Origin of the sequence: Anaerorhabdus furcosa (assembly GCF_900167375.1) — a bacterium.
In the GTDB taxonomy this organism is placed as follows: Bacteria; Bacillota_I; Bacilli_A; order Erysipelotrichales; family Erysipelotrichaceae; genus Anaerorhabdus; species Anaerorhabdus furcosa.
The window spans coordinates 1-17,019 of the sequence record NZ_FUWY01000010.1 but is presented as its reverse complement, the minus strand read 5'-3'; the positions used below and the strand labels follow the sequence as shown (position 1 = coordinate 17,019).

General features: G+C 38.6%; 17 protein-coding genes and 3 rRNA genes. All 20 read left to right on the top strand.

Features of this window, described 5'->3' with window-relative positions; translation table 11 throughout:
* The first annotated feature begins 8 nt into the window (after positions 1 to 8).
* The 20 genes from rpsE (at position 9) to rrf (ending at position 16,975) form a co-directional block, all read left to right on the top strand.
* Positions 9 to 521: a 30S ribosomal protein S5 gene (rpsE, locus tag B5D14_RS11790; RefSeq protein ID WP_078712835.1), complete on the top strand. Its 513-nt coding sequence runs from the start codon at positions 9 to 11 to the stop codon at positions 519 to 521.
* 14 nt (positions 522 to 535) lie between these two features.
* The gene (gene rplO / locus B5D14_RS11785) at positions 536 to 976 is read left to right on the top strand and encodes a 50S ribosomal protein L15 (protein ID WP_078712834.1); all 441 of its coding nucleotides are present in this window, start codon (positions 536 to 538) and stop codon (positions 974 to 976) included.
* Position 977: 1 nt separating this feature from the next.
* Positions 978 to 2,267, top strand: coding sequence for a preprotein translocase subunit SecY (gene secY, locus B5D14_RS11780; protein WP_078712833.1), 1,290 nt, complete (start codon positions 978 to 980; stop codon positions 2,265 to 2,267).
* Positions 2,268 to 2,283: 16 nt separating this feature from the next.
* Complete coding sequence (locus B5D14_RS11775; RefSeq protein WP_078712832.1) at positions 2,284 to 2,928, top strand: adenylate kinase; 645 nt, start codon at positions 2,284 to 2,286, stop codon at positions 2,926 to 2,928.
* Between the two features lie 105 nt (positions 2,929 to 3,033).
* Positions 3,034 to 3,252, top strand: coding sequence for a translation initiation factor IF-1 (infA, locus tag B5D14_RS11770; RefSeq protein WP_078712831.1), 219 nt, complete (start codon positions 3,034 to 3,036; stop codon positions 3,250 to 3,252).
* A gap of 20 nt (positions 3,253 to 3,272) precedes the next feature.
* Positions 3,273 to 3,389, top strand: a complete 117-nt coding sequence (rpmJ, locus tag B5D14_RS11765) for a 50S ribosomal protein L36 (protein ID WP_078712830.1) — start codon at positions 3,273 to 3,275, stop codon at positions 3,387 to 3,389.
* Between the two features lie 14 nt (positions 3,390 to 3,403).
* The gene (rpsM, locus tag B5D14_RS11760; RefSeq protein WP_078712829.1) at positions 3,404 to 3,769 is read left to right on the top strand and encodes a 30S ribosomal protein S13; all 366 of its coding nucleotides are present in this window, start codon (positions 3,404 to 3,406) and stop codon (positions 3,767 to 3,769) included.
* 18 nt (positions 3,770 to 3,787) lie between these two features.
* Positions 3,788 to 4,180, top strand: a complete 393-nt coding sequence (gene rpsK, locus B5D14_RS11755) for a 30S ribosomal protein S11 (RefSeq protein ID WP_078712828.1) — start codon at positions 3,788 to 3,790, stop codon at positions 4,178 to 4,180.
* Between the two features lie 25 nt (positions 4,181 to 4,205).
* On the top strand, positions 4,206 to 5,165 hold the full coding sequence (locus B5D14_RS11750; RefSeq protein WP_078712827.1) for a DNA-directed RNA polymerase subunit alpha: 960 nt from the start codon (positions 4,206 to 4,208) through the stop codon (positions 5,163 to 5,165).
* Positions 5,166 to 5,185: 20 nt separating this feature from the next.
* Positions 5,186 to 5,548 carry a 50S ribosomal protein L17 gene (rplQ, locus tag B5D14_RS11745; protein ID WP_078712826.1) on the top strand — a complete coding sequence of 121 codons (363 nt, stop codon included), beginning with the start codon at positions 5,186 to 5,188 and terminating at the stop codon, positions 5,546 to 5,548.
* Positions 5,549 to 5,658: 110 nt separating this feature from the next.
* Positions 5,659 to 6,855, top strand: coding sequence for an AI-2E family transporter (locus tag B5D14_RS11740; protein WP_078712825.1), 1,197 nt, complete (start codon positions 5,659 to 5,661; stop codon positions 6,853 to 6,855).
* A 230-nt stretch (positions 6,856 to 7,085) separates the two neighbouring features.
* Positions 7,086 to 7,376, top strand: a complete 291-nt coding sequence (locus B5D14_RS11735) for a hypothetical protein (RefSeq protein WP_200804825.1) — start codon at positions 7,086 to 7,088, stop codon at positions 7,374 to 7,376.
* Positions 7,360 to 7,560 (top strand): hypothetical protein, encoded by a 201-nt coding sequence (locus tag B5D14_RS11730; protein ID WP_078712824.1) that lies wholly within the window; start codon positions 7,360 to 7,362, stop codon positions 7,558 to 7,560. The genes B5D14_RS11735 and B5D14_RS11730 overlap by 17 nt, the downstream gene beginning before the upstream one ends.
* Positions 7,561 to 7,620: 60 nt before the next feature.
* Positions 7,621 to 8,835 (top strand): glycoside hydrolase family protein, encoded by a 1,215-nt coding sequence (locus tag B5D14_RS11725; RefSeq protein ID WP_078712823.1) that lies wholly within the window; start codon positions 7,621 to 7,623, stop codon positions 8,833 to 8,835.
* Positions 8,832 to 9,914 carry a hypothetical protein gene (locus tag B5D14_RS11720; protein ID WP_078712822.1) on the top strand — a complete coding sequence of 361 codons (1,083 nt, stop codon included), beginning with the start codon at positions 8,832 to 8,834 and terminating at the stop codon, positions 9,912 to 9,914. Before B5D14_RS11725 ends, B5D14_RS11720 begins: the two co-directional genes overlap by 4 nt.
* Before the next feature lie 15 nt (positions 9,915 to 9,929).
* Positions 9,930 to 10,199, top strand: coding sequence for an ACT domain-containing protein (locus B5D14_RS11715; protein WP_078712821.1), 270 nt, complete (start codon positions 9,930 to 9,932; stop codon positions 10,197 to 10,199).
* 9 nt (positions 10,200 to 10,208) lie between these two features.
* The gene (locus B5D14_RS11710; RefSeq protein WP_078712820.1) at positions 10,209 to 11,567 is read left to right on the top strand and encodes a PFL family protein; all 1,359 of its coding nucleotides are present in this window, start codon (positions 10,209 to 10,211) and stop codon (positions 11,565 to 11,567) included.
* 521 nt (positions 11,568 to 12,088) lie between these two features.
* Positions 12,089 to 13,613: ribosomal RNA gene (locus tag B5D14_RS11705) — 16S ribosomal RNA — on the top strand.
* 254 nt (positions 13,614 to 13,867) lie between these two features.
* A 23S ribosomal RNA gene (locus tag B5D14_RS11700) occupies positions 13,868 to 16,770 on the top strand.
* 91 nt (positions 16,771 to 16,861) lie between these two features.
* A 5S ribosomal RNA gene (gene rrf / locus B5D14_RS11695) occupies positions 16,862 to 16,975 on the top strand.
* The 16S, 23S and 5S rRNA genes sit together here, the layout of an rRNA operon.
* Positions 16,976 to 17,019 lie beyond the last annotated feature (44 nt).

Sequence of the window (17,019 nt, the reverse complement as noted above, 5' to 3'; positions counted from 1 at the left end):
GGCTCATAATGGAACGTAAACCAAGAAGAGTAGAACGCGAAAAAGAGTTTGAAGAACGCGTTGTTGTCATTAATCGTGTCAGCAAAACTGTTAAAGGTGGTCGCCGTATGCGCTTCTCCGCTCTAGTAGTTGTTGGTGATAAAAAAGGTCGCGTAGGATATGGAACAGGTAAAGCAAATGAAGTACCTGATGCAATCAAAAAAGCGATCGAAGCCGCAAAGAAAAACGTTGTATCTATTAACTTAGTAAATGGTGGGAAAACAATTCCTCATTCAATTACTGGAGTTTATGGAGCTGGTGAAGTATTCCTTCGCCCAGCTGCAGAAGGTACAGGAGTTATCGCTGGTGGTGCTGTCCGTGCAGTTCTTGAACTTGCTGGTGTATCTGATGTATTGTCAAAATGCATTGGGTCTCGTACACCAATTAACATGGTTCATGCTACAATGGAAGCATTAACTAACTTAAAAACAGTAAATAGCGTAGCTAAACTACGTGAAAAGAAACCACAAGAAATTCGATAAGGAGGAGAAGGTTTATGAAATTAAATGAATTGAAATATACCGAAGGCGCTCGTCGCAACTCTTTCCGAGTTGGGCGTGGTCATGGTTCAGGAAACGGTAAAACAGCTGGTAAAGGAAATAAAGGACAAAACGCTCGTAGTGGTGGTGGAGTTGCTTTAGGTTTCGAAGGAGGACAAACTCCTCTTTACAAACGTATTCCAAAGAGAGGGTTTACAAACTATACTCGTAAAGAATACGCAACTGTAAACGTTGAAAGTTTAAATTGTTTTGAAGACGGAGCTGTTGTAACGATTGAAACATTGTTAGCAACTGGTCTTGTTAGAAAAACATTAGATGGTGTTAAAGTATTAGGTAATGGTACATTAGAAAAGAAATTAACTGTTCAAGCTAATAAATTTTCTAAATCAGCTCAAGAATTAATTGAAAAAGCAGGCGGAAAAGTTGAGGTGATCTAATATGATCCAAACTTGTATCAACTTGTTCAAGAACAAGGATACTAGAAATAAAATTCTATTCACTTTAGCAATGCTATTTATCTATCGATTGGGTTCTGCAATTCCATCACCTGGAATTAATATGGATGCAATTAGTAGTGGTATTGCCGATAATTCATTATTAAGTATGATGAATCTACTTGGTGGAGGCTCTCTTCAAAGATTCTCAATCTTTGCTATGGGGGTTGGTCCTTATATTACAGCATCAATTATCATTCAGTTATTGAGTATGGATGTTATTCCTGCTCTAACTGAAATGGCTAAATCAGGTCAACAAGGCCGTGTTAAGATGGATAAAATTACTCGTTATTTAGGAGTAGTACTATCATTCGCACAAGCTTTCACTATGATTTATGCATTTGATGTTTCAAGTCATATTCTTGAAGCAAGTTCACTTGCTAATTATTTCTATACAGCTACTGTATTGACTGCAGGAACAATGTTCTTGTTGTGGATTGGTGATCGTATATCACAAAAGGGAATTGGTAATGGAGTTTCTATTATCATCTTCGCGGGTATCGTTTCAAATTTACCATTCACATTCAGTCAAACATATTCTGTATTGGTTGATGCATCAAACCAAACAGCAATGTTTAATGGATTAATTCAATTCGCATTGTTTATTGCGATGTACTTAGTTATTATTCTACTTGTCGTTGTTATGCAACTTGCAGTTAGAAAGATTCCTATTCAGTACACTTCAAGTTCTGTCCAAAAAGGAAAGAATGATATTACTTTCTTGCCGTTTAAAATTAACTCGGCATCAGTAATTCCAGTAATTTTCGCTCAATCAATAATGACTGCGCCACAAATTATTGCTAGCTTCTTCCCTGCAAATGGATTTACAGAAGCAATGGGAAATATACTTAGTTTACAAAAACCAGTTGGTTTAGTAATCTATGCAATCCTTACGATTTTATTCACTTTCTTCTATACAAATATGCAAGTTGATCCTAGCAAGGTTGCAGAAAACCTTGGTAAAGGTGGAGCTTACATTCCTGGTATTCGTCCAGGTAATGAAACAAAAGAGTATTTAGGAAAAGTATTAAATCGTATAACGGTTCTAGGCGCTGCAGGATTAACATTCTTAGCCCTACTTCCTTACTTACTTCCAATGGTAACAAATTTACCTACTTCTACCGCAATTGGTGGAACAGGAATTATCATCGTTGTTGGTGTAGCTATGGAAACAATGAGCCAATTAAAGGGACAATTAACACAGAAAGCATATCGTGGCTTTCTTAACAAATAAATAAGAAGGTGTTTAGATGAATATACTCATCATGGGGCCTGCCGGTAGCGGTAAGGGTACAATGTCTGAAAAGATATTGGAAAACTATAACATTCCACATATCTCTACTGGAGATATGCTAAGGGAAGCAATTAAAAATGAAACGAAACTTGGATTAGAAGCTCAAACTTATATGAATGAGGGAAAGCTTGTACCTGATGATTTAGTTATCGGTTTAATTGCAGAAAGACTTCAACAAGAAGATTGTCAAAAAGGCTATCTAATTGATGGATTTCCTAGATCACTTCCTCAAGCAAAAGCGTTAGAAGAAATTACGAATAAGATTAATAAGCCAATTCAAATGGTGATTAATCTTACAGTTGATTTTGATGCTCTCGCTGAACGAGTGACTGGAAGAAGAATATGTAAAAACTGTGGAGCTATTTATCACATCAAGAGTAATCCACCAAAAGTGGAAGGAATTTGTGATGTATGTGGTTCACCACTGGCACAGCGTGCTGACGATACAGTTGAACAACTTCGAGTTCGTTTAAACGAACATTACAAAAACACACAACCTTGCCTTGATTATTACAAGGAAAAAGGTTTAGTAGTTGATATTAATGCATCACAACCAATCGAAATGGTGTATAATGATATCAACTGTGCTTTGGCAAAGTGAAGAAATACTTCAATAATGAAACCTATTTAGGTGAGTAAACTCACCTAAATAGTGTTCTTTCCAAAGGAAACAATTCTATTTAAAAACGAGGAGGAACACTTTTTAATGGGCAAACAGGATGTCATTGAAATTGATGGAATTGTTGAAGAAACACTTCCGGATGCAAAGTTTAAAGTGAAACTACAAAATGGACATGTGATCTTGGCTCACGTTTCTGGTAAAATCCGTATGCATTACATTCGCATTTTACCAGGCGATCGTGTCACTGTAGAAATTTCACCATATGATTTAACACGTGGGCGAATTACATTTAGACATAAATAGTCTAGGAGGGAAAACAACACATGAAAGTAAGACCATCAGTCAAACCAATCTGTGATAAGTGCCGCATCATCAAGCGCAAAGGTACCGTTATGGTAATTTGTGAAAACCCTAAACATAAACAACGTCAAGGAAACTAGGAGGAAGATAAGATATGGCTCGTATTGCAGGAATAGATATTCCACGCGACAAGCGTGTAGTAGTATCTCTAACTTATATCTACGGAATTGGACCATCAACAGCTGCGAAAATTCTTAAGGATACAAACATTAGTGAAAACATTCGCGTTAAAGATCTAACAGATGATCAAGTTAACGCTATTCGTCAAGAAATTGACAAAATAAAAGTAGAAGGTGATCTTCGTCGTGAAGTTCAACTTAACATCAAACGTCTAATGGAAATTGGATGTTACCGCGGAATTCGCCACAGACGTGGTTTACCAGTTCGTGGACAAAGAACAAAAACAAACGCTCGTACTCGTAAAGGACCTCGTCGTACTGTAGCGAATAAGAAGAAATAGTGATAGGAGGAGAAAATAATGGCAAATGCAAAAACAAATACACGTAAAAAACGTGTCCGCAAGAATATAGCTAAAGGCGTTGCACATATTCATTCAACATTCAATAACACAATCGTGACTATCACTGATGAAGCTGGTAACGCTATTGCTTGGTCAAGTGCTGGAGCATTAGGTTATAAGGGTTCTCGTAAGTCAACACCATATGCTGCACAAATGTGTGGTGAAGCTGCTGCTAAGGCTGCAGTTGATCATGGTATGAAGGTTGTAGAAGTAAGCGTAAAAGGACCTGGTCCTGGACGTGAAGCTGCTGTAAGATCATTACAAACTGCTGGACTTGAAATTACAGTTATCAATGATGTAACTCCAATTCCACATAACGGATGTCGTCCACCAAAACGACCTCGTGGTTAGTAAAAGATAAAGGAGGGAACACGATATGCAAAAATTTGAACGTGCCAATTTTGAAGTTAAAGAATATGTTGAATCAGACAATTACGGTAAATTTGTAATTGAGCCTCTTGAAAGAGGATTTGGAACTACAATTGGTAATGCACTTAGACGTGTTTTACTTTCCTCATTACCGGGAGCTGCTGTTTACTGTATTAAAGTAGACGGTGTATATCATGAATTTACATCAATTCCTGGTGTTCAAGAAGATGTTACTATGATGATTTTGAACATCAAACAATTGATCATGAAAATAGAAAATGATGAAATTCACACATTAAGAATTTCAGCTAAAGGACCATGTACAATTACTGCTGGCGATATTATTTGTCCAGCTGGAGTAGAAATTTTAAACAAGGATTTAGAAATTGCTCATTTAGAAGCAGGCGGATCTCTTGAAATGGAATTAAAAGCTCGTAATGGTCGTGGATACATTAGTGCTGATGGTAATAAAGCACTTTACCAAGGATCATCTCAAGGAATTGGAACAGTTTATACTGACTCAATCTACACACCAGTAGATCGTATTTCGTACAATGTTGAACCTACTCGTGTAGGTCAAGATGCTAAGTATGATCGCCTTGTGTTTGAAGTATATACAAATGGTTCAATTACTCCTCAAATGTCATTGGCATTAGGATCTAAGATTCTAATTGACCACCTTGATATTTTAGCGAATATTCAAGATGCTGTAGTTGATATGGAATCTTGTATTAAAGATGCAAATGGTGAAGTAATTAATAAAGGTCTAGTTATGATGATTGAAGATCTAGACTTATCTGTTCGTTCTTATAACTGTTTAAAACGTGCAGGTATTCAAACAGTTGAAGAGTTAACTCAAAAAACTGAAGATGAAATGATGAGAGTTCGTAACTTAGGTAAGAAATCTCTTAAGGAAGTTAAAGACAAAATCTATGAACTAGGTTTTAGCTTTAAATCATTTGACTAATAGCGAGGAGGAAATAGACAATGTGGAATCGTAAATTTGGACGCAAAGCTGACCATCGTAAAGCTATGCTTAGAAATATGGCAACATCAGTAATCCTTCATGGAAAAATCGAAACAACTGAAATGAAAGCGAAAGATCTTCGTTCTGTTGTAGATGAAATGATTACTTTAGGTAAACGTGGTGACTTGCACGCTCGTCGTCAAGCTGCTGCTTATATCCGTAATGTTGTAGCTGATGAAAAAACAGAACAAACTGTTCTTCAAAAGTTATTTGATGAAGTAGCACCTAAATACGCTGATCGTAATGGTGGATACACTCGTGTCATCAAAACTAGATCTCGCCGTGGAGATAATGCTCCAATGGCAATCATTGAATTAGTTTAATTTAAATAATGGACTCAAGTTTAGGCTTGAGTCTTTTTTTTTTGAAAAAGAGTATATGACTTGTATCTTATAAAAGAGGATTATAATAAGATTAAAGGAGATTTAGACCTATGATTAACCAAGATATCAAAAAAATAACGCAGTGGATATTACTTGCTGCTGTGTGTACTTTATTCATTTTTATTCTTATGAAAGTGGATACAATCTTTGCGGTATTTACAAAGATTAGAACTTTATTAACCCCTTTAATGTTTGGGTTAGGATTTGCATTTATTATTAATTTATTCTCAAGTCACATTGAAAATTTAATAGGGAAGTGGTTTAAAAAGAATAAATGGATAAATAAGGCAAAAAGACCAATTGCAATTTTTATTACTATTTTCCTTGCAATTCTTATCTTTTATTTTCTTACTATCTCGATATTCCCACAATTAATTCAAAGTGTTCAAATGTTTGCGAAGCAATTACCTTCGTATTTGAAATCCATTGAAGAATTAATTAATCAGTTATTAACAACATTAAAAATTGACTATGCATTGGATTTTACCAAATCAGAGTCATGGACAACGATACTTCCACAAGTTACGAATTACTTAACCAAAGTATTACCTGATTTATATAAAAATGCGATGAGCATCTCAATGACATTTCTCAATGTTTTTATGGGCTTTATGATTTGTTTCTATTTCTTGATGGATAAGGAAAAGTTTATTCTTCAGGCTAAGAAAATTGTTGGAGCTTTATTACCAATTAAAGCAGCGAACAAACTTTTGGAGATTTCAAGTAAGAGTAATAATATATTTTCACATTACATTCGTGGACAACTTACCGAATGTCTGTTAGAAGGAATAATTCTTACAATTGTTTTAACTGCTCTTCAATTTCCATATGCATTACTTATTGGTAGTATGCTTGCGGTTTTAGGTATCATTCCTGTTTTAGGAGCTACCTTTGTTTGTATCTTTGGATTCTTTCTTATTCTCGCAATTAATCCGCTTCAAGCAATTTTGTTTGTTGTGATTTATCAAGTAGTACAACAACTTGAGAGTAGTCTATTGTACCCAAGAGTAGTGGGTAACTCGGTAGGACTTCCAGGTGTTCTTGTTTTAACTTCCGTTTTCTTATGTGGAGGTTTGTTTGGGTTAATTGGTGTACTTTTAGGAGTTCCACTTACTGCAGTTGTTTATACTTTATTTAGAGAATTTATTTATTATATGTTAGAGAGAAAAAATGTAAAAGTGAATGGCAATGAAATTGTGCTTAATGATAATTCAAATGAGTCAGCATCGAATAAGAATAAAATATAACCTATTGTATAACCAACGTTCTTTCTATATACTTCTCATAAAAGAATAAGGAGATTATTTGGACTTGGAAAAAAGAAAGTTTGGGATGAGAAAAAAGTAGTGCGAACAAAGACAAACTTGTAACGTTGTTCAAACAAGTCGTAGAAGATAGTGAAGGATATAAAGTTGTTTATGCATACACATCTGAAGTCAAGACAACAAACTATGTCCTAGCACGAAAAACAACATAATTGTATGGAAGTTACATTTTAGGTTATCGTCAAAGTGACATGAGCATCGTTCTTATACAAACATCACCTGATCTTGATGGTTGTGGTGAACCAGTAATTTTTAAAAAAGGTGAAATTAAAAAAGCAAAAAATGTTCAAGGTTCTTATTGCATCTATCATGCAGGTGGAATGATGGCTGGGTATACTCAGTTTTATTTGATGGATGAATTTGATGATGATTATTTTGCGTATATTTATCAACCAGGAACAATTATGGATTTCGAGGATTTCCGGAATGAATTTAGACGTTAATCAAATTCTTGTTTTACTAGGAACCATACTCTTTCTTTCATTTATATCTTTTATTGCAATTCGAGTATGGGTAGGGTTTTGGGATATTCTTATTGGGTTTATTAAAAAACTAAATCCATTTCGAAAGAAAAAAGAAGTGAAATGGACACGTATCAAAGAAGAAATATCAACGCATGATGAATAAAATCAGGGAAACCTGATTTTTTATTGTGATTGACTCATTGATATTTGGTATAATGAGAACATGAAAAAAATATTAATTTTATTCTTTAGTTTAATCCTTGTAGGTTGTTCAACAAAATCGATACAACCTTCTTTTGATAATGAGGCAAAACTAGATACGAGTCAAAGCGAAATATACAATTACTTGAATCAAAGTTTAGATAGTTTTATCTTCTCCGGAAGTCAATTACCAACCTATAAAGGGGAACCTGTAGAATGGGAAGTAATTCAAGGAGAAGCTGAAATTAGTGAGAATCGACTAGTAAAAAAGAAAAATGCAAGTGAATATGAAAATATAGTTCTTCAAGGCAAGGTTAATGGTGAAACTTATTTATTTGAACAATTATTATTGTTGGATGAACAAATAGGTTATTTAATGACTTATTTTGGTGGTAATGACAAGAACTATGAAAATCCTAAGTTAGCTTATACATTTGATGGAATGTTGTGGTACTTGATTAATGATGATAAACCGATATTTAAAGCGACAACAGGTTCTAAAAAAGTAAGAGATCCTTCACTTGTTCGAAAGAAAGATGGATCCTTCGCTATGATTGCAACACAAGGATGGGATAATCCTTCCATCTACATATGGGATACAAATGATTTAGTTCATTATGAGAATGAACGATTGTTGCAAGTCAACAAATCGAGTGATGATTTACAAATGAGTGAGAAACAAGCGTGGGCACCAGAAGGATTTTATGACCGACGAATTGATCAATATGTTATTACATGGTCAAGCCCAAAAGATGGGGGTATGTATTACAATTACACAACAGACTTCAATGATGTTAGTTATCCAAAGAAATTGTTAGACACTGGTTTTGTAGTCATTGATGGAACAATTATCAAAGAAGGATATGATTACACAATTGTCTTAAAAGATGAAAGGGAACCAATGGAAGAATACTCACAATTATTCTTGGGGACATCCTCAACTGACTATTTGGGATTTGATACTTTTTCATCAAAAAGAATTACAGGACATCAAAGTGAAGGACCATTTTATTTAAAGCGTGATTATGATTATATTTTGTATTATGATGATTACACGAGAAAACAATTCCAAGCGATGACAACCTACGAATTAAGAAGCGAAATATTTGAAGATGTTGTCGTGATTAAAGAAGTTATCGCACCGATGGAGAGCCCGCGACATGCAAGTGTTATCCCAATCACTTGGAAAGAATGGGAAAGAGTAACACAGGGATTTGTGATGGAGGAAGATAAATGAAGAAATTATTAATATGTTGTTTGATGTTGCTTTTAGTTGCTGGGTGTAGTCAAAATCAAAAAAGTGCAACAGATGAAACGATAAAACTTTTGAATGAATCCATTGAATTAACACACACGCTGCAAAACTATTCCAAGCACGAAGTAGCTAAAGTGAATATTGCTACAAATGAACAAGTTATCTTGGATACGTTTTCAACAATTGAAACGAGTATCAACAATACCAATAGTCTTGGTGAAGGATACACAAAGATGACGGTAGCTGTTGATGCTGTAGGTGAAAGTGGTGTTGAAGTTTGGACAAAGGATGGAAAATTCTATATTCAAAGTGATGGAGCTAGAACAATTCAAGAGGGATCTTTTGAAGAATATGAGAAGCAATTGGGAGAAAGTGATTTTTCCGCAATTATCGAAAAATTAGACTATAAAAATGGAGTAGTTAAGGAATCGGGTACTAACACAGTATTAAGGTTTCAACTCAATGATAAGCAAATTATTCAAATCTTAGAGGCACAAGGACAATTGGTAAATGAAACTGAATACAAAGTAAGTAAAAACTATGTTGAATTTGTTTTAAACCAAGACAAGTATCTTGTTGAGATTAATTTGGAGTTATTACTGGATATTATCGAAGATGAAACAACGATGACAACTGAGGTAACACTAAGTTCGGTGATCAGTGATATAAATAGTACTGTTGTTGAGTTTCCAAGTGATTTAGAAGATTTTTCAAATAAAGAAGTTACAAATGAAACAAATCAAAATGAGTTAATGAAATTATTAGTATCGAAAGCAGACTATACAGAAACAAACTCTGGTATCATTGAATATGATTGGGGAACAGAAGTCTATCAATTCGATTTTAATAAGATGGAATTTAACCTAATTACAGATAGTGGAACTTACACTTACAATTGGAGTGATGATACTGGAAATTTAGGTGGTGTTTGTACTTATAATTTTACAGAAAGTAAAAATTATGGATGTACGGAGGAACAAGTGGCCAATATTCAGCTAGCTAAGGAATTATTTATTCAAGAATGTCAGTTTATAGGTGTAACGCCAAGTTCATTAAACTAAAAAGGGGGAAAAGGGATGAGAGCAGTAATTTCAGTAGTAGGAAAAGATAGAACAGGTATTTTAGCATTAGTTAGTAATGAGTGTTTAAAGTTTGGTGCAAACATTGAAGATGTTTCTCAAACGGTTATGCAAGATGTTTTCAATATGTTTATGATTGTGGATATTAATTCAGGAACAGAAGAATTCTTGAAATTTGTAAATCATATTGAAAAAACGGGCAAAGAAAATAATCTAGTAATCCATGTAATGCATGAAGATATTTTCAATGCAATGCATACGATATAGGTGTAAATTATGTTGAATACAAATAAAATTCAAGAAACAATCAAAATGATTCAAGAGGAAGATTTAGATATACGTACTATTACGATGGGTATCTCTTTACTTGATTGTGCAGATACAGATATTAAGAAATCATGTGAGAAAGTGTTTAATAAAATAGTATCAAAGGCGAAAGATTTAGTTAAAGTAGGTGAAGAAATTTCAAAAGAATATGGAATCCCTATTATTAATAAAAGAGTCTCAGTAACACCAATTAGTTTACTTGTTGATGTAAGTGGTGGAGATCCGGTTGAATATGCTAAAACATTGGATAAAGCTGCGGAAGCAGTTGGTGTAAATTTTATCGGTGGTTATTCAGCGCTTGTTCAAAAAGGAATGACACCAGGAGAAATTAAATTAATTGAATCAATTCCAGAGGCGTTGGCGGTTACAAACAAAGTTTGTAGTAGTGTCAATATTGGCTCAACTCGTGCAGGGATTAACATGGATGCAGTTAGGATTATGGGGCAAGTGGTTGTTAAGTGTGCAGAAATGACTAAAGATAATCAATGTTTAGGTGCTGCAAAGCTTGTTGTATTTTGCAACGCAGTAGAGGATAACCCATTTATGGCAGGTGCGTTTCATGGAATTTCTGAAGCTGAAGTTGTACTGAATGTAGGTGTTTCTGGACCTGGGGTTGTACGTAGTGCAGTTGCTAAAGCAGGCAAAGATTGCACAATGGATGAGATTGCTGAAATTATTAAGAAAACAGCTTTTAAAATTACACGTATGGGACAGTTAGTTGGAACAGTTGCGAGTGAGAGATTAGGGATTCCTTTTGGTATCGTTGATCTATCTTTAGCCCCAACACCAGCTGTAGGTGATTCAGTTGCATATATATTAGAAGAAATGGGTTTAGAACAATGTGGTGGTCCTGGAACAACGGCATGTCTTGCGATGTTAAATGATGCAGTTAAAAAAGGTGGTGTCATGGCTAGTGGAAATGTTGGTGGATTGAGTGGAGCTTTCATTCCGGTATCAGAAGATGCAGGTATGATTGAAGCAGCAAGATCTGGCGCGTTAACATTAGAAAAGTTAGAAGCAATGACCGCAGTTTGTTCAGTTGGTTTGGATATGATTGTTGTACCAGGCGATACAACTGCAGAAGTTATTTCGGGTATCATTGCAGATGAGGCAGCTATAGGAATGGTAAACAGTAAAACTACAGCAGTTCGTATTATACCTGCAGTAGGTTGTGAAGATTGTGATGAGTTAGAATTTGGTGGGTTACTTGGTAGTGGACCTATTATGAAGATAAGCAAAATATCACCAGCTGTTATGATTCATCGTGGTGGAAGAATACCAGCACCACTTCAAAGTTTAAAGAATTAAATATAGAGTCATTCGCGAAAATGTGAATGACTCTTTTTGTATAATAGATAATTTCTAATATATTTAAATCAAAAGATAAAAGCGTAAATATAAAAGCGATAACAATTAATGATATAAAAGTAAAAACTTATTATGAAATAGAAATTGAAATAGAGTGATTTGATACGCTTAAATAAAGGACTTATTTGATGATTAAATGGAGTAAGTTTTTCCTTTTGAAAAAAAATTAAAAAAATTTCAAATATTACTTGCATATGTTTTAAGTGTGTTATATACTAACAAAGCTGACTCACCAAGTTAGCAAAAAAAGAACTGAAAATAAGCTGAATTATTTTGAAAAAAAATTAAAATAATGCTTGCATTAAGTTCTCAAATGTTATACAATAACAAAGCTGAACCGCTAAGCGGAAACAGCGAACGATCTTTGAAAACTGAATAGGAAATTAAACAACGAACGTCAATTAAAAAGGAAACAAAAAGGATAAAACTGACAAAGAAGTCAGTGTCATAAATGAGCAATTCAAACGGAGAGTTTGATCCTGGCTCAGGATGAACGCTGGCGGCGTGCCTAATACATGCAAGTCGAACGAACGGAAGAGAGCTTGCTCTTGGAAGTTAGTGGCGAACGGGTGAGTAATACATAACCAACCTACCTATAAGGACTGGGATAACGTTTGGAAACGGACGCTAAAACCGGATAGGTCATTGGAAGGCATCTTCTGATGATTAAAGGTGAGAAACACAAATAGATGGGGTTATGTCGCATTAGTTAGTTGGTGAGGTAATGGCTCACCAAGACGATGATGCGTAGCCGGCCTGAGAGGGTGAACGGCCACATTGGGACTGAGACACGGCCCAAACTCCTACGGGAGGCAGCAGTAGGGAATTTTCGGCAATGGGCGAAAGCCTGACCGAGCAACGCCGCGTGAGTGAAGACGGCCTTCGGGTTGTAAAGCTCTGTTGTAAAGGAAGAACGGCCTGGATAGGATCTAGGAGTGACGGTACTTTACCAGAAAGCCACGGCTAACTACGTGCCAGCAGCCGCGGTAATACGTAGGTGGCAAGCGTTATCCGGAATTATTGGGCGTAAAGGGTGCGTAGGCGGTTGATTAAGTTTTAGGTGAAAGCGTGGGGCTCAACCCCATATAGCCTAAGAAACTGGTCGACTAGAGTACAGGAGAGGGCAATGGAATTCCATGTGTAGCGGTAAAATGCGTAGATATATGGAGGAACACCAGTGGCGAAGGCGGTTGCCTGGCCTGTAACTGACGCTGAAGCACGAAAGCGTGGGGAGCAAATAGGATTAGATACCCTAGTAGTCCACGCCGTAAACGATGAATACTAAGTGTTGGGGAAACTCAGTGCTGCAGTTAACGCAATAAGTATTCCGCCTGGGGAGTATGCACGCAAGTGTGAAACTCAAAGGAATTGACGGGGGCCCGCACAAGCGGTGGAGTATGTGGTTTAATTCGACGCAACGCGAAGAACCTTACCAGGTCTTGACATACCGGACAAGCCTATAGAGATATAGGGGAGGATGAAGGATACAGGTGGTGCATGGTTGTCGTCAGCTCGTGTCGTGAGATGTTGGGTTAAGTCCCGCAACGAGCGCAACCCTTGTCTTCAGTTACCATCATTAAGTTGGGGACTCTGGAGAGACTGCCGGTGATAAACCGGAGGAAGGTGGGGATGACGTCAAATCATCATGCCCTTTATGACCTGGGCTACACACGTACTACAATGGCAACTACAGCGTGAAGCCAGCTAGTGATAGCGAGCAAAACACACAAAGGTTGTCTCAGTTCGGATTGAAGTCTGCAATTCGACTTCATGAAGTCGGAATCGCTAGTAATCGCGGATCAGCATGCCGCGGTGAATACGTTCTCGGGCCTTGTACACACCGCCCGTCAAACCATGAGAGTTGGTAATACCCGAAGCCGGTGGCCTAACCTGTAAAGGAGGGAGCCGTCGAAGGTAGGACTGATGATTGGGGTTAAGTCGTAACAAGGTATCCCTACGGGAACGTGGGGATGGATCACCTCCTTTCTAAGGAGAAAGAAGTACAGTAATTGAGTTAAGCGTTTATTTCCTATTTAGTTTTGAGAGATCGGTGATTTCTCAGAAGTTCTTTGAAAACTGAATAACAGAGAAAGACAGATATTAAGGTCTTTCCGAAAAGTTGAAAAACTAGATTTCAAAAATCAGAACAGCAATGAAATGATTTTAGGAAAAACATAGTAAAAACAGTTCAATCTAAAAAAAGAAGTCCACGAGAAGAAATCTCAGTCTTGTGGCGAAGTGATTAAATGAAAAAGGGCGTACGGTGAATGCCTTGGCATAATGAGCAGAAGAAGGACGCAGCGAACGGCGAAACGCCTCGGGGAGTGGTAAGCACACAGAGATCCGGGGGTATCCGAATGGGGGAACCCAGCACTGGTAATGCAGTGTTATCCACAAGTGAATACATAGCTTGTGAGAAGAGAACGCAGGGAATTGAAACATCTTAGTACCTGTAGGAGAAGAAAATAAAAATGATTCCCTAAGTAGTGGCGAGCGAAAGGGGAAGAGCCCAAACCAGTCTAAGGACTGGGGTTGTAGGACCACAACGTGGTACTCAAACGGTTAGTCGAACGGCATTGAAAGGTCGGTCAAAGAAGGTGCAAACCCTGTAGACGAAAATCGAATGAGACCTAGTGGAATCCTGAGTACGGCGAGGCACGTGAAACCTTGTCGGAATTAGCCGGGACCATCCGGTAAGGCTAAATACTCCATTATGACCGATAGTGAACCAGTACCGTGAGGGAAAGGTGAAAAGAACCGCGGGAGCGGAGTGAAATAGAACCTGAAACCGTATGCTTACAAGAAGTCAGAGCCCGTTAATGGGTGATGGCGTGCCTTTTGTAGAATGAACCGGCGAGTTACCAATACGTGCGAGGTTAAGTTGAAGAAACGGAGCCGAAGCGAAAGCGAGTCTGAATAGGGCGACATAGTACGTGATGGTAGACCCGAAGCCGTGTGATCTAGCCATGATCAGGTTGAAGGTTGGGTGATACCAACTGGAGGACCGAACCGACCACCGTTGAAAAGTTGGCGGATGAATTGTGGCTAGCGGAGAAATTCCAATCGAACACGGCGATAGCTGGTTCTCCCCGAAATAGCTTTAGGGCTAGCGTCGAGGTAAGCAACCTGGAGGTAGAGCACTGAAATCATGATGGCCCCATCTAGGGGTACTGAATGGTATCAAACTCCGAATGCCAGAATTGTATACTCGGCAGTCAGACTGTGGGTGATAAGGTCCATGGTCAAAAGGGAAACAGCCCAGATCATCAGTTAAGGTCCCAAAATTTCTGCTAAGTGGAAAAGGATGTGGGGATGCACAGACAACTAGGAGGTTGGCTCAGAAGCAGCCATCCTTTAAAGAGTGCGTAACAGCTCACTAGTCGAGTGACCCTGCGCCGAAAATGTACCGGGGCTAAGCAGAATACCGAAACTATGGCAATGTCGTAAGATATTGGGTAGGGGAGCGTTCCAATCAGCGTTGAAGCCATACCGTAAGGAGTGGTGGAGCGTTTGGAAGTGAGAATGCCGGTGTGAGTAGCGAGATGTAGGTGAGAATCCTACACACCGATTGACTAAGGTTTCCAGGGGAAGGTTCGTCCTCCCTGGGTAAGTCGGGACCTAAGGCGAGGCTGACAAGCGTAGTCGATGGACAACGGGTTGATATTCCCGTACCCGCACTTGAGTGAAGGAATGACAAAGAAGGTTAGCAATACCCCTTAATGGATTGGGGATTAAGCGAAGTAGGAGACATGTAGGCAAATCCGCATGTCAATCCAAAAGCGTGACGACGAGTGAACGGGCGACCAAGTAGCGAAGTTTGTGATACCAGCTTTCAAGAAAAGTTTCTAGCGTTAATCAAGATGCGGCCCGTACCAAAACCGACACAGGTGGTCAAGGCGAGAAGCCTAAGGTGAGCGAGAGAACTGTTGCCAAGGAACTCGGCAAAATTGCCCCGTACGTTCGCAAGAAGGGGCGCTCTTGTAAAAGAGAGCCGCAGTGAAGAGGCCCAAGCAACTGTTTAACTAAAACACAGCTCTCTGCAAAGTCGCAAGACGAAGTATAGGGGGTGACGCCTGCCCGGTGCTGGAAGGTTAAGAGGATGAGTTAGTCGCAAGGCGAAGCTTTGAATTGAAGCCCCAGTGAACGGCGGCCGTAACTATAACGGTCCTAAGGTAGCGAAATTCCTTGTCAGGTAAGTTCTGACCCGCACGAAAGGCGTAATGATTTGGGCGCTGTCTCGGCAGCAGACTCGGTGAAATCTTAGTACCTGTGAAAATGCAGGTTACCCGCAACTAGACGGAAAGACCCCATGGAGCTTTACTGTAGCTTGATATTGAGTTTTGATTAACTATGTACAGAATAGGTGGGAGGCTAAGAAGTTGGGACGCTAGTTTCAATGGAGCCATCGTTGGGATACCACTCTTAGTTACTTGAAATTCTAACTTATGGCCCTGATCGGGTCAAAGGACAGTGTCAGGTGGGCAGTTTGACTGGGGCGGTCGCCTCCTAAAGAGTAACGGAGGCGCCCAAAGGTACCCTCAGATTGGTTGGAAATCAATCGTTGAGTGCAAATGCAGAAGGGTGCTTGACTGCGAGACTTACAAGTCGAGCAGGGACGAAAGTCGGGATTAGTGATCCGGCGGTGCAGTATGGAATGGCCGTCGCTTAACGGATAAAAGCTACCCTGGGGATAACAGGCTGATCTCGCCCAAGAGTTCACATCGACGGCGAGGTTTGGCACCTCGATGTCGGCTCATCGCATCCTGGAGCTGAATTCGGTTCCAAGGGTTGGGCTGTCCGCCCATTAAAGCGGTACGCGAGCTGGGTTCAGAACGTCGTGAGACAGTTCGGTCCCTATCTGTTGTGGGCGTAGGAAATTTGAGGAACGCTGTCCCTAGTACGAGAGGACCGGGATGGACGTACCGATGGTGTACCAGTTGTCACGCCAGTGGCATGGCTGGGTAGCTAAGTACGGACTGGATAAACGCTGAAGGCATCTAAGCGTGAAACCAATTCCAAGATGAGATTTCCCATTTCCTTGAGAAAGTAAGACCCCTTGAAGACGACGAGGTTGATAGGTCAGAGATGGAAGTACAGTGATGTATGGAGTTGACTGATACTAATAGGTCGAGGATTTAATCACGTCAAGAGTAAAACAAACACAACAACAATTCGGAAAGATACAAAAAATGTCTTAAACTGTTATTTAGTTTTGAGAGAATTTCTCTCACAAATCTGGTAATGATGGCGAAATGGTCACACCTGTTCCCATACCGAACACAGAAGTTAAGCATTTCAGCGGCGATTATAGCTATGCACGCCATAGTGAAACTAGCTCGTTGCCAGGTAACCTTGGATATCCCTTGCGGATATCCTTTTTTCTTGCGTTTTT

Excerpts from the sequence above, each read along its gene's own strand:
- rpsE (WP_078712835.1), top strand. The coding sequence starts at position 9 with ATGGAACGTAAACCAAGAAGAGTAGAACGCGAAAAAGAGTTTGAAGAA.
- rplO (WP_078712834.1), top strand. The coding sequence starts at position 536 with ATGAAATTAAATGAATTGAAATATACCGAAGGCGCTCGTCGCAACTCT.
- secY (WP_078712833.1), top strand. The coding sequence starts at position 978 with ATGATCCAAACTTGTATCAACTTGTTCAAGAACAAGGATACTAGAAAT.
- B5D14_RS11775 (WP_078712832.1), top strand. The coding sequence starts at position 2,284 with ATGAATATACTCATCATGGGGCCTGCCGGTAGCGGTAAGGGTACAATG.
- infA (WP_078712831.1), top strand. The coding sequence starts at position 3,034 with ATGGGCAAACAGGATGTCATTGAAATTGATGGAATTGTTGAAGAAACA.
- rpmJ (WP_078712830.1), top strand. The coding sequence starts at position 3,273 with ATGAAAGTAAGACCATCAGTCAAACCAATCTGTGATAAGTGCCGCATC.
- rpsM (WP_078712829.1), top strand. The coding sequence starts at position 3,404 with ATGGCTCGTATTGCAGGAATAGATATTCCACGCGACAAGCGTGTAGTA.
- rpsK (WP_078712828.1), top strand. The coding sequence starts at position 3,788 with ATGGCAAATGCAAAAACAAATACACGTAAAAAACGTGTCCGCAAGAAT.
- B5D14_RS11750 (WP_078712827.1), top strand. The coding sequence starts at position 4,206 with ATGCAAAAATTTGAACGTGCCAATTTTGAAGTTAAAGAATATGTTGAA.
- rplQ (WP_078712826.1), top strand. The coding sequence starts at position 5,186 with ATGTGGAATCGTAAATTTGGACGCAAAGCTGACCATCGTAAAGCTATG.
- B5D14_RS11740 (WP_078712825.1), top strand. The coding sequence starts at position 5,659 with ATGATTAACCAAGATATCAAAAAAATAACGCAGTGGATATTACTTGCT.
- B5D14_RS11730 (WP_078712824.1), top strand. The coding sequence starts at position 7,360 with ATGAATTTAGACGTTAATCAAATTCTTGTTTTACTAGGAACCATACTC.
- B5D14_RS11725 (WP_078712823.1), top strand. The coding sequence starts at position 7,621 with ATGAAAAAAATATTAATTTTATTCTTTAGTTTAATCCTTGTAGGTTGT.
- B5D14_RS11720 (WP_078712822.1), top strand. The coding sequence starts at position 8,832 with ATGAAGAAATTATTAATATGTTGTTTGATGTTGCTTTTAGTTGCTGGG.
- B5D14_RS11715 (WP_078712821.1), top strand. The coding sequence starts at position 9,930 with ATGAGAGCAGTAATTTCAGTAGTAGGAAAAGATAGAACAGGTATTTTA.
- B5D14_RS11710 (WP_078712820.1), top strand. The coding sequence starts at position 10,209 with ATGTTGAATACAAATAAAATTCAAGAAACAATCAAAATGATTCAAGAG.